The sequence below is a fragment of the Pseudomonas sp. LBUM1649 genome (genome assembly GCF_059716155.1).
Window position 1 is genome coordinate 1,271,372 of sequence record NZ_CP166807.1, and the last position, 13,972, is coordinate 1,285,343.

General features: G+C 59.3%; 15 protein-coding genes. 6 read left to right on the top strand and 9 right to left on the bottom strand.

All coding sequences use genetic code 11. From position 1 onward, the window contains the following. Positions 1–42 precede the first annotated feature (42 nt). Positions 43–1,161, bottom strand: a complete 1,119-nt coding sequence (locus ACA058_RS05720) for an LOG family protein (RefSeq protein ID WP_497638226.1) — start codon at positions 1,159–1,161, stop codon at positions 43–45. 485 nt (positions 1,162–1,646) lie between these two features. Between ACA058_RS05720 and ACA058_RS05725 the strand changes: the two genes are divergently transcribed. Further along, positions 1,647–1,841 (top strand): hypothetical protein, encoded by a 195-nt coding sequence (locus tag ACA058_RS05725; RefSeq protein WP_497638227.1) that lies wholly within the window; start codon positions 1,647–1,649, stop codon positions 1,839–1,841. Between the two features lies 1 nt (position 1,842). Here the strand turns inward: ACA058_RS05725 and ACA058_RS05730 are convergent, their stop codons facing one another. Beyond that, the gene (locus ACA058_RS05730; protein ID WP_497638228.1) at positions 1,843–2,265 is read right to left on the bottom strand and encodes a PA3611 family quorum-sensing-regulated virulence factor; all 423 of its coding nucleotides are present in this window, start codon (positions 2,263–2,265) and stop codon (positions 1,843–1,845) included. Positions 2,266–2,450: 185 nt separating this feature from the next. Between ACA058_RS05730 and ACA058_RS05735 the strand changes: the two genes are divergently transcribed. From ACA058_RS05735 to ACA058_RS05745, 3 genes are all read left to right on the top strand, one after another. Further along, entirely contained in the window at positions 2,451–3,194 is a 744-nt protein-coding gene (locus tag ACA058_RS05735; RefSeq protein WP_497638229.1) for a tRNA-uridine aminocarboxypropyltransferase, read from the top strand. Between the two features lie 219 nt (positions 3,195–3,413). Then, a complete protein-coding gene (gene erdR / locus ACA058_RS05740; RefSeq protein WP_497638230.1) occupies positions 3,414–4,064 on the top strand; it encodes a response regulator transcription factor ErdR in 651 nt (216 codons plus the stop codon). Between the two features lie 76 nt (positions 4,065–4,140). After that, complete coding sequence (locus tag ACA058_RS05745) at positions 4,141–4,503, top strand: diacylglycerol kinase (RefSeq protein ID WP_008060649.1); 363 nt, start codon at positions 4,141–4,143, stop codon at positions 4,501–4,503. On the opposite strand, the gene ACA058_RS05750 is transcribed toward ACA058_RS05745, so the two are convergent. After that, the gene (locus tag ACA058_RS05750) at positions 4,500–5,426 is read right to left on the bottom strand and encodes a LysR family transcriptional regulator (RefSeq protein ID WP_497638231.1); all 927 of its coding nucleotides are present in this window, start codon (positions 5,424–5,426) and stop codon (positions 4,500–4,502) included. The genes ACA058_RS05745 and ACA058_RS05750 overlap by 4 nt on opposite strands. 140 nt (positions 5,427–5,566) lie before the next feature. Here ACA058_RS05750 and fpr point away from each other — a divergent pair, with 140 nt between their 5' ends. Continuing rightward, on the top strand, positions 5,567–6,346 hold the full coding sequence (fpr, locus tag ACA058_RS05755) for a ferredoxin-NADP reductase (protein ID WP_008054100.1): 780 nt from the start codon (positions 5,567–5,569) through the stop codon (positions 6,344–6,346). A 192-nt stretch (positions 6,347–6,538) separates the two neighbouring features. Here the strand turns inward: fpr and tsaA are convergent, their stop codons facing one another. The 6 genes from tsaA to rimO all read right to left on the bottom strand — a co-directional run bounded on the left by tsaA (position 6,539) and on the right by rimO (position 11,708). Further along, positions 6,539–7,237: a tRNA (N6-threonylcarbamoyladenosine(37)-N6)-methyltransferase TrmO gene (gene tsaA, locus ACA058_RS05760; protein ID WP_497638232.1), complete on the bottom strand. Its 699-nt coding sequence runs from the start codon at positions 7,235–7,237 to the stop codon at positions 6,539–6,541. Positions 7,238–7,421: 184 nt separating this feature from the next. Further along, the gene (locus ACA058_RS05765; protein WP_497638233.1) at positions 7,422–8,192 is read right to left on the bottom strand and encodes an SDR family oxidoreductase; all 771 of its coding nucleotides are present in this window, start codon (positions 8,190–8,192) and stop codon (positions 7,422–7,424) included. A gap of 233 nt (positions 8,193–8,425) precedes the next feature. Further along, complete coding sequence (locus ACA058_RS05770) at positions 8,426–8,896, bottom strand: YehS family protein (RefSeq protein ID WP_103394455.1); 471 nt, start codon at positions 8,894–8,896, stop codon at positions 8,426–8,428. 75 nt (positions 8,897–8,971) lie between these two features. Continuing rightward, positions 8,972–9,682: an rRNA pseudouridine synthase gene (locus ACA058_RS05775; RefSeq protein ID WP_497638234.1), complete on the bottom strand. Its 711-nt coding sequence runs from the start codon at positions 9,680–9,682 to the stop codon at positions 8,972–8,974. Between the two features lie 102 nt (positions 9,683–9,784). After that, positions 9,785–10,258 carry a GNAT family N-acetyltransferase gene (locus tag ACA058_RS05780; protein ID WP_180203227.1) on the bottom strand — a complete coding sequence of 158 codons (474 nt, stop codon included), beginning with the start codon at positions 10,256–10,258 and terminating at the stop codon, positions 9,785–9,787. Positions 10,259–10,370: 112 nt separating this feature from the next. After that, complete coding sequence (gene rimO, locus ACA058_RS05785) at positions 10,371–11,708, bottom strand: 30S ribosomal protein S12 methylthiotransferase RimO (RefSeq protein WP_497638235.1); 1,338 nt, start codon at positions 11,706–11,708, stop codon at positions 10,371–10,373. Positions 11,709–11,999: 291 nt separating this feature from the next. Between rimO and ACA058_RS05790 the strand changes: the two genes are divergently transcribed. Beyond that, positions 12,000–13,901: a potassium transporter Kup gene (locus ACA058_RS05790; protein ID WP_497638236.1), complete on the top strand. Its 1,902-nt coding sequence runs from the start codon at positions 12,000–12,002 to the stop codon at positions 13,899–13,901. Positions 13,902–13,972: the final 71 nt, after the last annotated feature.

Genomic DNA, 13,972 nt, shown 5'->3' on the forward strand with positions numbered 1-13,972 from the left:
CTGAAACGGCTCACTATTTCGATAGCGGGTCGTTTTTTTGCCTCACGTAACCTTTAATGGCTCTCGCGTACGCTGCTGCGCCGGTGGCTGGGTTTGTGCCCAGTTTTCCGGCAGGTTGATGTAATCCACCAACTCGCGCAGCCGGCCTTGGTCACGGGCGGTGAAGGTGAAGGCCAGCCGCGCCAGGTGGCTGAACCGTGCTTCGTCGTGCTCCTCGCCGTTATAGGCATGTTGATGGAATTGATCGCTCAGGCACAGGTCGGCGAATGCCTCCTGCATGTGTTCGAGTGCCAGGTCACTGAGCTTGTGGTTCATGCGAATCACGAACTGATGCTTGAGCCAGCGGCTGGAGTGGTAATTGCTGTAGAACTGGTTGATCTGATCCACCGCTTCCTCGGCACTGTAGACCAGTTTCACCAGCTTCATATCGGTGGGCAGGATGTAGCGATTCTCCTCCAGTTGATGGTGGATGAAGTCCAGTGCGCCCTGCCAGAATTTGCCACCCGGTGCGTCCAGCAGCACCACGGGCACCAATGGGCTTTTGCCCGTCTGGATCAGCGTCAGTACTTCCAGCGCTTCGTCCAGGGTGCCGAAACCGCCTGGGCACAACACCAGTGCATCCGCTTCCTTGACGAAGAACAGCTTGCGCGTGAAGAAAAAATGGAAGGGCAGCAGGTTGGTCGTACCCTGGACGGTGGGGTTGGCATGTTGCTCGAAGGGCAGGGTGATGTTGAATCCCAGGCTGTGCTCCAGGCCAGCACCTTCGTGGGCTGCGGCCATGATGCCGCCTCCCGCGCCCGTGATGACCATCATGTCCGAGCGAGCCAGGGCGGCGCCGAGTTCCCGGGCGAGGCCATACAAGGGGTGTTCCACTGGCGTGCGTGCGGAGCCGAAGACTGTGACTTTGCGTCGCCCCTTGAACTGCTCCAGCACACGGAACGCGTGCTCGAGTTCGCGCAGGGCTTGCAGGGTTATCTTGGCATTCCAGCGGTTGTGGTCTTCCTGGGCCATGCGCAGCACGGTCAGGATCATGTCGCGGTAGATCGGGATGTTCGGGCTATTGGGTGAAACCAGTTTGAGCTGTTCTTCGACCTTGCTGATGAGGTCGTGGCCGCTTTCTTCAAAATGACGGCTCAGGAGGTCATTCGGTTGGTAAGGCATTCAACTTCTCCTTCTGCACAGAGCCATCGGCTTCGACCATTGAAGCGTCGACGCCACGACACTTCATGTGTCGCTGTCTGCCCAGGCCCATGCCTGGGCGATCCACTTGACCCGTTCAGGAATCGGGTCATCCATACCGGCTCTGTTTTTCCCTTGGATGAAAGGAACGTTCGTTCAGCGCAAGACGAAGCGGGCTGCCCCTTTTCCTGCCCTGACACAATGAACGTAGATACCTGAAATCTAGACCCTTGCGATGATTCGTGCTGCCTCGATCATTGCGCCGCAAAGTCTTTCCTGGCAACCGTTTATTGACGATTTGCAAGGTGGTTTCACCGCTCGTCTGAACCCGCCCCGAGTGTTCGGTACTCTGATTTACTAAGTGACAGGTACCACACGACAACTTGGCGTCAAGGGTAGGGCGCAGGGTACAAGCGGTTCAAGGATTTACCGCTCATCACGAGTGAAGTGCAGGGAGCCGGAAAGCCATGGCCAGGGTCATTCTGGAGATCGATACGCAACTGTATCGATTACTGAAGTCTTCAGCCGAGATCAATCATTTGAGTCTCGAAGAGGAGTGCTGCCGGCGTCTTATGGGCGCAGAGCAGCGTTCACGCTATTTGCAGGCGCTGGTGGCGGAACTGCGAGCCGAGGATGAGCAGCGGCGCGCAAAATCCCACTGACTTACTTTTTCTTCTGGGGCGCTTTCGGGCAATCCGATTCCTGGTAGCTAGCAGAACCGACCGCACGGTTGGTCTTTACCTCGGTGAAGTCGTAACGCATGACTGCGCCCTTGGCCATCAGCTTGCGGAAGGACGGGTTGTTGCATACCGAGGCGCCAAGCTGGAAGTACACGGCCTTGGGGTCGGCGCGCATCTTGTTGGCGTGGCTGCCTTGCACGCTCAGGTGGTTGATCAGCACATTGCCTTCGACCGTGTAGCCCTGATCGAGAATGTCTTCATTGATCGCCCGTGGAGTGCCGACGCTGCTTTGGGTGGCGACGTTTCGCAGCTCTCTGTTCAGATTTTGCTCACTCAAGGACGCGGCCTGAGCGTTGAAGGACGACGCCAGCAGAATGGCAGCGGTGGGAACGATAAGGCGCAGCATGAAACTCTCCTGGGGCAGTGATGGGGGTTTGACCCACCACATGACTGTGCGTTCAGTGGCGGCGAATTATAGGGGAGCAGGCCTGGACGGTACAGGTTTGCACCAGTGGGTCTGGTAAACTGCCGGCCTTTCACCCTGCGAGTGCTTTTCGTGTCGATCTCTTTGTTATGCCGGCGTGGCCTGCGATGAACCATGCCCCCAACGCCGTAGCCCGCCTGCGCGACCAGCGCGAAGAGGAAGGCATCAAGCCGATTCAGGCCCGTGGATGGCGGGCAACACGCTGCCGCGCTTGCCGCGTGATCGAGAGTCACTGCCTGTGCGCCTGGCGCCCGCAGGTCGAGACCCGCTCCGGGGTGTGCTTGATCATGACCGGCAAGGAAGTGTTCAAGCCCAGCAACACCGGCTGGCTGATTGCCGATGTGGTGCATGACAACCATGCATTCATCTGGTCGCGTACCGAAGTCGATCAACAGTTGCTGGCGTTGCTGTCCGACCCGCAATGGCAGCCTTATCTGGTGTTCCCGGGTGAATATGTCGCGCCCGAACGGGTGACTCACAGCGTGGCGGTCGATCCGACCAGGCGGCCGCTGTTCATTTTGCTGGACGCGACCTGGACCGAAGCCCGGAAGATTTTTCGCAAAAGCCCCTATTTCGACGCGCTTCCGATCCTCAGCCTGTTGCCCGAGAAGCTCTCGCGCTATCAATTGCGCCGTTCCACCCGTAGCGAACACCTGTGCACTGCGGAAGTCGCGGCGTTGTGTCTCGATCTTGCGGGTGATGTAGAGGCGGCCTCGGCACTCGACGCTTATTTCGATGTGTTCAGCCAGCATTACCTCGATGCCAAGCGTCAGCTGGAAATGAATGTTTCGACCCCGGCGCACACCGAGTTGATGCCCTATGTTCAGCCAGCAGTGGTATTGATGGAATGATTGTCGCCGAGGCTGCAATAAAGTGTACCGGCCATGTCGCTTGACCACCCCGGTTTCGCTGGGCATGCTTGGCGCCGATTGGGGTGCGGCCAGAGTTTGAAACGCCGTTTTTTGCGTTGAACGTGCCCTGTTGGTGCAGCTGCGTGGCTGTTACCTCGAGTTGTTTTGGCGATACCCGAGTGCATCGGGGATCCCATGAAAAACAGGATCATTTGAAAAATGGCCACATACGAAATCCTGATTGCCGATGACCATCCTCTTTTTCGTTCCGCCCTGCATCAAGCGCTGACCCTGGGCCTGGGCCCGGATGTCCGCCTGGTGGAAGTGGCGAGCATTGCCGAGCTGGAGGCACGCCTGAGCGAAAAGGCTGACTGGGACCTGGTGCTGCTGGATCTGAACATGCCGGGGGCGTATGGTTTTTCCGGGTTGGTGCTGTTGCGCGGTCAGTATCCGCAAATTCCTGTTGTCATGGTCTCGGCCCAGGAAGAAGCGACGATCATGGTGAAATCCCGCGAATTTGGTGCAAGCGGTTTCATACCCAAGTCCAGCGACTTGAGCGTAATCCAGAAAGCCGTGCGCGCGGTGCTCGATGGCGATGTTTTCTGGCCACCGCAGGCGTTCGAAGCCGTCAGCGTTTCCGATGAAGCCAAGGCGGCCAGTGCAGGCCTTGCAAGTTTGACTCCGCAACAGTTCCGGGTGCTGACCATGGTCTGCGAAGGGTTGCTGAACAAACAGATTGCCTACGAACTGAGCGTTTCCGAAGCAACCATCAAGGCCCACGTAACCGCGATTTTTCGTAAACTGAATGTGCGGACCCGCACCCAGGCGGCTTTGCTGTTGCAACAACTTGAGTCAATTTCAAGCCATTAGGCGCTGGCGCCTTCACGTTTTTTTGACTTTGGTTGATCTAGCTTTCCCACTCCCTTTTTGGTCAGTTCCTACTCTTATGTCACCTTTCAAAGGCCAGACCGGCCTGAAACGTATCCTCAATGCTTCCGGCTACTCGCTGGACGGCCTGCGCGCCGCCTTCACCGGCGAAGCGGCTTTTCGACAACTGGTATTGCTCAATGTCATCCTGATCCCGCTGTCGTTCTTCTTGAACGTGAGTCGTGTCGAGCAGGCGTTGCTGATTGCGGTATGCCTGCTGGCGCTGATCGTCGAGTTGCTCAATTCGGCCGTGGAAGCGGCCATCGACCGCATTTCCCTTGAATTGCACCCGTTGTCGAAGAACGCCAAGGACATGGGCAGTGCCGCGCAATTGGTGGCCTTGACCATGATCGCGCTGGTCTGGGCGGTGATTCTGCTTTAAGCGATCGTTGGCAGAACGATCTCGTCGCTGCGCTGCACCCCGGCGGTGAACGCGCGGCACAGGTCGAGGAATTCACGCATCGCCGAGGTCTGGTACTTTTGCTTGTGCCAGATGAAATAGAACTGTCGCGCCAGGTCCAGGTCCGGCGTCTCCACCGCTACCAGGCTGCCGCGACGGAACGCATCCCGTAGCGCCAGCCGCGAGATACAGCCTATCCCCAGGCCGGACTCTACGGCGCGCTTGATGGCTTCGGTGTGTTCCAGTTCCAGGCGGATGTTCAGCGCGCTACGGTGATGGCGCATGGCCTGATCGAACGTCAGGCGTGTGCCTGAGCCTTGTTCACGCAAGATCCAGGCTTCCTGGCTCAGCTCCTCCATGCTCGCAGTGCCGCGTCTGGCCAGCGGGTGCTGTGGCGCGCAAAAGACCACCAGCTCGTCTTCGACCCAACTTTGCACTTCGATGTCGGGGTGATTGCAATCGCCTTCGATCAGACCCAGGTCAATTTCGTAGTGGGCAACCTGTTGCACAATATTGGCAGTGTTCTGCACGTGCAGCTTTACCTGGCTTTCCGGGTGGCGCTGCATGAAACCGCCGATCAGCAGGGTCGCGAGGTAGTTGCCAATGGTCAGGGTTGCGCCCACTGCCAATGAGCCGAAACCGGACTTTCCATTGAGCAGGTCTTCGATTTCCTTGGCCTGGTCGAGCAAGGCTACCGCTTGGGGCAGCAGCTGTTTGCCGAGGGCGTTGAGGCTCAGCCGTTTGCCGGCGCGATCGAACAGCTGGCAGCTGCACTGGCGCTCCAGCTCGGTAATCGATGTGCTCGCCGCCGACTGTGAGAGGTTGAGCAGGCCCGCAGCACGGGAGACGCTTTCCTGCTGGGCGACGGCAACGAACACTTGAAGTTGACGGAGAGTAAATCGCATATCGATATAACCGATAACCCTTATCTTAATAATCCAGTTAACAGATATTGTCGTCGCTATTAGAATGCGATGCAATTGCGCACCGCAGGTCTCTTATCTCAAAGAGCAAGCGCAGACCCAATCTCCAGGAGTCCCCGTACATGAGCAACATGAACCACGAGCGTGTCCTCAGTGTTCATCACTGGAACGACACTCTGTTCAGCTTCAAGTGCACCCGTGATCCGGGCCTGCGCTTCGAGAACGGTCAGTTCGTGATGATCGGCCTGCAACAACCCAACGGCCGCCCGCTTATGCGCGCTTACTCGATTGCCAGCCCGAACTGGGAAGAGCATCTCGAGTTCTTCAGCATCAAGGTGCCTGATGGTCCGCTGACTTCCCAGCTGCAACATCTGAAGGAAGGCGACGAGATCATCATTAGCAAGAAGCCTACCGGCACGCTGGTGCTGGATGACTTGAAGCCTGGCAAACATTTGTACCTGCTCAGCACCGGTACCGGTCTGGCGCCGTTCATGAGCGTCATCCAGGATCCGGAGACCTACGAGCGTTTCGAAAAAGTGATCCTGTGCCACGGCGTACGTTACGTCAACGAAGTCGCCTACCGCGAGTTCATCACCGAGCACCTGCCGCAGAACGAGTTCTTCGGTGATGCCCTGCGTGACAAGTTGATCTACTACCCGACCGTAACCCGCGAGCCGTTCGAAAACGAAGGTCGCCTGACCGACCTGATGCGCAGCGGCAAGCTGTTCAGCGACATCGGCCTGCCACCGATCAACCCGCAGGACGACCGTGCCATGCTGTGCGGCAGCCCGAGCATGCTCGACGAGACCAGCGAAGTGCTGAACAGCTTTGGCCTGAAAGTGTCACCGCGCATGCGCGAGCCGGGTGATTACCTGATCGAGCGTGCGTTCGTAGAGAAATAAGAACACCGTTCAAAGCTGCGAGCGAGCCTATGTGGCGAGGGGATTTATCCCCGTTGGACTGCGAAGCAGTCCTAAAGCCATGCTATGCGGTGTACTTGATACACCGCGGTTCCGATTTCGGGGCCGCTTCGCAGCCCAACGGGGATAAATCCCCTCGCCACATGGGCTCGCTCCCACAATTGTTTCTGGTGTTCAGGCTTTCGCGGGAATGACTTCGAGGACGCAGATCAGCTCCGGCGTCGGATAATGCCAGCGCACATCCACATCCCAGAATTGCGCACCATATTCCCGTTCCGGCGCAGGCGTCTGGTACGCCGGACGCGGATCTTGCGCCAGGCATTGCTCAATCAGCTCAATCAAGGGTTCTTCAAGGCGCTGAGCATGCCCGTGAGCCTGTTTCAGAGCCGAGTCCGTCCACTGCACGGCAATCAACAGCGGCGCGGCGCTGGCGATGCTGTTGGTGGCTGTGTCGATGATGTCTGCGTAAGGCACGTAGGGTTTGATATCGAGGATCGGTGTGCCATCCAGCAGATCAATGCCGGATATCCACAGGCGATCAGCTTCGACCCTGTCCAGTTTGACCACGGACTGGCCAATGCCATTTGGCCGGTGGGTGGCGCGGGTGGCAAACACGCCCATGGACTTGTTGCCGCCCAGGCGAGGCGGGCGCACTTTCAGGCGCGGCTTGTCTTCCAGGGCCTGATGAAACAGGAACAGCAGCCAGACATGGCTGACCTGTTCCAGGCCCTGTACTGCATCCCCCTGATCGAACGGCGCCACCAGTTCGAGAACGCCGCGCGCGGCCGGGGCCAATTGCGGTTGCCGAGGGATGGCGAACTTCTCCTTGAAACAGGAGCGCACGAAGCCGATGGGGGAAACGCTGTAGGTCATGGTTGGCGGTCGAGGCGGTATGGGGTGGGCATGATAACCCGATCGACCTTTGCATCGGTGGTGACTGTCATTCCGCTATCGCGAGCAGGCTCGCTCCCACAGTGGATCTCGGCCGGCCAGAGATTTTGTGAGCACAGAAAATCCCTGTGGGAGCGAGCCTGCTCGCGATGGCCTCACCGCCGATCTAAAGACTGAACCCACCATCCAGCGGAATGATGTTCCCGGTCATGTAGGCCCCGGCCGTACTCGCCAGGCTGATTGCCAGCGCTGCCATCTCTTCCTCCCGGCCCCAACGCTTCATCGGGATCAGCGCCGTATCCTGCGCCAATGCCTGCTCATCATTGCCGATATGCTGGGTCATTTTGCTCGGAAAGCGCCCCGGTGCGATCACGTTGACATTGATGTGCTGGCTCACCAGTTCCCGCGCCAGAATCCGCGACAGTTGATGCAAGGCCGCTTTGCTCGGTCCGTAGGCATACGCCTGTTCGCCGAAGGAAGAAATCCCGGCGACTGAACCGATATTGATGATCCGTGCCGGGTTCGCAGGCGAACCGGCTTTGCGTAACAGTGGCAGAAATTGCTGGATGCAGTTGAATACTGACGTCACATTCAGTTGCATGACCTTTTCCCACCCCTTGATCGGGTAGCTTTCCAATGGCGCCCCCCACGTGGTGCCGGCGTTGTTCACCAGAATATCGAGGTGGGTCATCTTCTCACCCAGGCGCGTGACCAGCTGCTGCACGCCTTCTTCAGTGGCCAGGTTAGCGGCCACCGCGTGACAGCGTCCGAGCGCACCGAGCTCATCGGCGGTTTGCCGGCAGGCTTCGACATCGCGGGCACAGACGTAGACGGTGGCCCCAGCCTCGACATAGGCCTTGGCGATCATTTTGCCGATACCGCGGGTGCCGCCTGTCACCAGTGCGGTGCGGCCTTGCAGGGAGAAGTAGGGATGCATGGCGAATCCTGAGGGCTGAAGGTTATTACACCCTAGTCGTCAGTCGCTGGGAGCGGAGCCACTATTTTGCTCGGAATGGGGGGCTATGCAGACGCGCCCCCTGTAGGAGCACAGCTTGCTGGCGATGGCGATCTCAAGGGCGCCATCGCCAGCAAGCTGTGCTCCTACAGGAGCGATGGCGATCTCAAGGACGGCATCGCCAGCAAGCTGTGCTCCTACAGGGGCGGTGGCGCTTATTGCGGGCGAACGCGCAGTGTCAGGCCCTTGAGGAAGTTGCGCAGCAACTGGTCGCCGCACGGGCGGTAGTTGGTGTGGCCGAACTTGCGGAACAGCGCGCTCAGCTCAGGCTTGGATACCGGGAACTCGGCGGCCTTGAGGATCGCATGCATGTCGTCTTCTTTCAGCTCGAAGGCCACACGCAGCTTTTTCAGGATGATGTTGTTGGTCACCGGCACTTCGATCGGCTGCGGGGGACGGCTTTCGTCCTTGCCGCGCTTGAAGATCACCAGGCCGTCGAGGAAGTGCGCCATGACCTCGTCCGGGCAGCGTACGAAACCTTCCTCGTCTTCCTCTTTCTTGTCGAGGTAGGTCAACAGGTCGGCCAAGGTCACGTCCATGCCGCCGAGCTTGATGATCTCGATAACTTTCTTGTCGCTGATGTCGAGCATGTAGCGCACGCTGCGCAGTACGTCATTGTGAATCATGGTGTGCAATCCTGATATTCAGCAGTGGGCGCCGCACAAGCAGCGGCGCCAAAATGTGTGGCGGCGGGAGAAGCCTTAGAACTTCTCTTTGCCGGACAGGTAGCGCCATTGCCCCAGGGGCACCTTGCCGATGGACACGCCGCCGATGCGGATGCGACGGATGGCCACGACCTTCAGGCCGACGGCCTGGCAGAACAGGGCGAGCACGCCCGGTTGCGGGTTCTTCATCGCGAAGCGCAGGCGGTTTTCGTTCTGCCAGCTGGCCTTGACCGGTGGCAGTTCCTTGCCCTTGTACGTCAGGCCGTGCTGCAAGCGATTGAGGCCATGCTCGACCATGTCGCCTTCGACCTCGACCACGTATTCCTGCTCGATCTTGTTGGAGTCGGCCGTGAGCTTGCGCAGGATCTTCCAGTCCTGGGTGAACACCAGCAAACCGCTGGCATTGGCCTGCAGGTCGGTGCTGGCGGTCAGGCGCTGGAAGTGGCCCTTGAGCGGACGTTTGCCGTAGCGGTGTTCTTCGCTCAGGGTTTCGGCGCTGATGGTTGCCATGGCGGTATCCGCGTCCATGCCGGCAGGCACGTTGAACAGGATGGTTACCGGTTCCGGCGCCGTGGCCTTGGCCTCTGGATCCAGCTCGACTTTTTGGGTGCCGACCTTGAACTGCGGCTCGTCGACGACTTCGCCGTCGACGGTGACCCAGCCGCCCTCGATGAACAGCTCAGCCTCCCGACGGGAGCAGCCGACGAGTTCGATGAGGCGTTTGGAGAGTCGAATCGGGTCAGTCATGACAGGGCCGTAACAAAAAAGGGGTGGGCATTGTACCTGCCTGGCGCCGGTTAATCCCGGTTCCATTTGTGCCATGCGGCATTTTGTAGGCGCTGTGTTGTGTCAGCCATTGCGTGTCAGTTGCTGAGCCTGGCGCAAACGCATGTGCAACAGCGGATACGGCTGGCCCATGCCGTCGACTTCCGAACGACCGATCACCTCGAAACCCTGCTTGAAGTAAAACCCCAGGGCTTGCGGGTTCTGTTCGTTGACGTCCAGTTCATCGGCGTTGAGGTTTTCCAGGGCATAGCGCAGTAACCGTTTGCCAAGGCCCTGGCCGCGATGCGCCGGGTCGATGAAAAGCATCTCGATCTTGCCCGCCGCGACACCGGCGAATCCGGTGATTCGCTGCTGCGGGTCTTTGGTGCAGATCAGCATCACCGCGTCGAGGTAGCGGGTCAGCACCAGGTTCTTCAACAGTTCGATGTAGCTGTCCGGCAGAAAATCGTGGGTGGCGCGGACCGAGGCCTCCCAGACCCTGGTCAATTCTTCGTAGTCGCTTTGTTTCGGCGTGTGAATGACCGAATGTTGGCGCATGCCAGCCTGCCCCTTGGGTTATTGGAGATGAGAATCCGTTCCTCACTAAACGATAGCCGTAAAAAAGCCCCGCATCTCGTCAAGAGAGCGGGGCTTTTCACATTTTGTGCGACTAGATCTGTTCAGCCCACAGGTCGTATTCGTCGGCGTCGGTCACTTTGCACCAGACTTTGTCGCCCGGTTTCAAGTTGCTGCCGTTGTCGATGAATACGTTGCCGTCGATTTCCGGGGCATCGAAGAAGCAGCGGCCGACCGCGCCTTGCTCGTCGACTTCATCGACCAGCACTTCGATCTCACGGCCAACGCGCATTTGCAGGCGCGCCGAGCTGATGGCCTGCTGGTGCGCCATGAAGCGCTCCCAACGGTCCTGCTTGACGTCGTCCGGCACGACTTCCAGATCCAGATCATTGGCCGGAGCACCTTCAACCGGCGAGTACTGGAAGCAGCCGACGCGGTCGAGCTGGGCTTCGGTCAGCCAGTTCAGCAGGTACTGGAAGTCTTCTTCGGTTTCGCCGGGGAAGCCGACGATGAAAGTCGAACGGATGATCAGGTCCGGGCAGATTTCGCGCCAGTTCTTGATCCGCGCCAGGGTCTTGTCTTCGAACGCCGGGCGTTTCATCGACTTCAGCACTTTCGGGCTGGCGTGCTGGAACGGGATGTCCAGGTACGGCAGGATCTTGCCGGCGGCCATCAGCGGGATCAGCTCGTCAACGTGCGGGTACGGGTAAACGTAGTGCAGGCGAACCCAGACACCGAGGGTGCTGAGTGCTTCACAGAGTTCGGTCATGCGGGTTTTCACCGGCGCGCCGTTCCAGAAACCGGTGCGGTACTTGACGTCGACACCATAGGCGCTGGTGTCCTGGGAGATTACCAACAGCTCCTTGACACCGGACTTGACCAGGCGCTGGGCCTCGTCGAGAACGTCACCGACCGGACGGCTGACCAGCTTGCCGCGCATCGACGGGATGATGCAGAAGCTGCAGCTGTGGTTGCAGCCTTCGGAAATCTTCAGATAGGCGTAGTGGCGCGGGGTCAGCTTGATCCCTTGTGGCGGCACCAGGTCGATCAGCGGGTTGTGGTCCTGACGCGGTGGCACGACTTCGTGCACGGCGTTGACCACTTGCTCGTACTGCTGCGGACCGGTAACGGCCAGCACGCTCGGGTGTACGTTGCGGATGTTGCCTTCTTCGACGCCCATGCAGCCGGTCACGATGACCTTGCCGTTTTCCTTGATGGCTTCGCCGATCACCTCCAGGGACTCGGCCTTGGCCGAATCGATGAAGCCACAGGTATTGACCACCACGACATCGGCGTCCTGATAGGTGGACACGACGTCATAGCCTTCCATGCGCAGCTGGGTAAGGATGCGCTCGGAGTCGACCAGTGCTTTGGGGCAACCCAGGGATACGAAGCCAACCTTTGGATTGGCCGGCGCAGGAGTGGTGGACATGTCTAACCTCGGTATTTGTGACGCCGCTTGCCGGGCTGGGCAAAACCGACGGACGGGCGCTTGAACCGCGCCTCTGATCAAAAAGTGCGCAATTCTAACGATGAGACGTTCACTTGACCAGCTTTATGCAGGGAAATACGACGAGTGCTGCGCTATGCTTCGCGCCGTTGGGCTTTACCGATTTTTTACAGTCAACAAAACGTCTGTAACAGCAAGTAAAACAGCGCATGCTGCGTGACAAAGCATTGTGCTTCTTCATAGAAGCCCGGGTCTGGGTAACAGGAGTGGTGGATGGGTCAGGCAAGTAGTCAGGCTGAGGGTGCCAGTCATTCGGCGGCCAAGCCTATTGGCATGCTGGTCGCGGCGGTCGGGGTGGTTTACGGCGATATCGGCACGAGCCCGCTGTACACCCTCAAAGAGGTGTTCTCCGGCGACTATGGCGTGCCGGTCAACCATGACGGTGTGTTGGGGATACTGGCGCTGATCTTCTGGTCGCTGATCTGGGTCGTGTCGATCAAGTACATGATGTTTGTCCTGCGCGCCGACAACCAGGGCGAAGGCGGGATCATGGCCTTGACCGCGCTGGCTCGGCGGGCGGCGGCAGGGCATGCGAAATTGCGCACGCTGCTGGTGGTCTGTGGACTGATCGGTGCGGCGCTGTTTTATGGTGACAGCATGATCACCCCAGCGATTTCCGTTCTGTCGGCCATTGAAGGCCTGGGACTGGCATTCGACGGCATCGACCATTGGGTGGTGCCGCTGTCGGTGATCGTGCTGGTGGCGTTGTTCCTGATTCAACGTCACGGCACCGCGCGCATCGGCATTCTGTTCGGGCCGATCATGGTCGCCTGGTTTGTGGTGTTGGGAGCGCTGGGTGTCCACGGCATCATTCAGCACCCGGAAGTGTTGCAGGCCGTGAACCCGGTGTGGGGCGTGCGTTTCTTCGTCGTGCACCCGGGCATGGGCGTGGCGATCCTTGGCGCGGTCGTACTGGCACTGACCGGTGCCGAAGCGCTGTATGCCGACATGGGCCATTTCGGCCGCAAGCCGATTGCCCGCGCCTGGTTCATCCTGGTGCTGCCGGCGCTGGTGCTCAATTACTTCGGCCAAGGGGCGCTGCTGCTGGGCGATCCGGAAGCCGCGCGTAACCCGTTTTATCTGCTGGCACCCAGCTGGGCGCTGATTCCGCTGGTGGCGCTGTCGACCCTGGCCACGGTGATCGCTTCCCAGGCGGTGATTTCAGGGGCGTTCTCCCTGACCCGTCAGGCGATCCAGCTCGGCTACATCCCGCGCATGCACATCCAGCACACCTCCAGCGCCGAGCAGGGTCAGATCTACATCGGCGCGGTGAACTGGGCGCTGATGGTCGGCGTGATTTTGCTGGTGATCGGTTTCGAATCCTCCGGTGCCCTGGCTTCGGCTTATGGTGTGGCCGTGACTGGCACGATGCTGATGACCACCATTCTTGTGTCGGCAGTGATCTTGCTGTTGTGGAAGTGGCCGCCCATCTTCGCGATACCGTTGTTGCTCGGCTTTCTGTTGGTCGATGGTCTGTATTTCGCCGCCAACGTACCGAAAATCGTTCAGGGAGGGGCATTTCCGGTAATTGCCGGTTTCGCGCTGTTTGTATTGATGACCACCTGGAAACGCGGCAAGCAGTTGCTGGTGGAGCGTATCGACGAGGGTGGCCTGCCGCTGGAGATTTTCATCAGCAGCATCGCCGTGCAACCGCCGCATCGCGTGCAGGGCACGGCAGTGTTCCTCACCGCGCGACCGGACGCCGTGCCCCACGCGCTGTTGCACAACCTGCTGCATAACCAGGTGCTGCACGAGCAGGTGGTGCTGCTGACGGTGGTCTACGAAGACATCCCGCGAGTGCCGTCGAGCCGGCGCTTCGAGGTCGAATCCTACGGCGAAGGCTTCTTCCGGGTGATCCTGCATTTCGGTTTCACCGACGAGCCGGACGTACCGAAGGCGCTGAAACTGTGTCATCTCGAGGAACTGGACTTCAGCCCGATGCGCACCACGTACTTCCTCAGCCGCGAGACGGTCATCGCCTCCAAGCTCGAAGGCATGGCCCGTTGGCGCGAGGCTTTGTTCGCGTTCATGTTGCAGAACGCCAACGGCAATTTGCGCTTCTTCAATTTGCCGCTGAACCGGGTGATTGAACTGGGGACGCAGGTGGAGATGTAAGGCTTCCTGTAGGAGCGAGCCTGCTCGCGATGGTCTCAGATGCACCGCGTTTATCCAGGATTCCCGCGTCA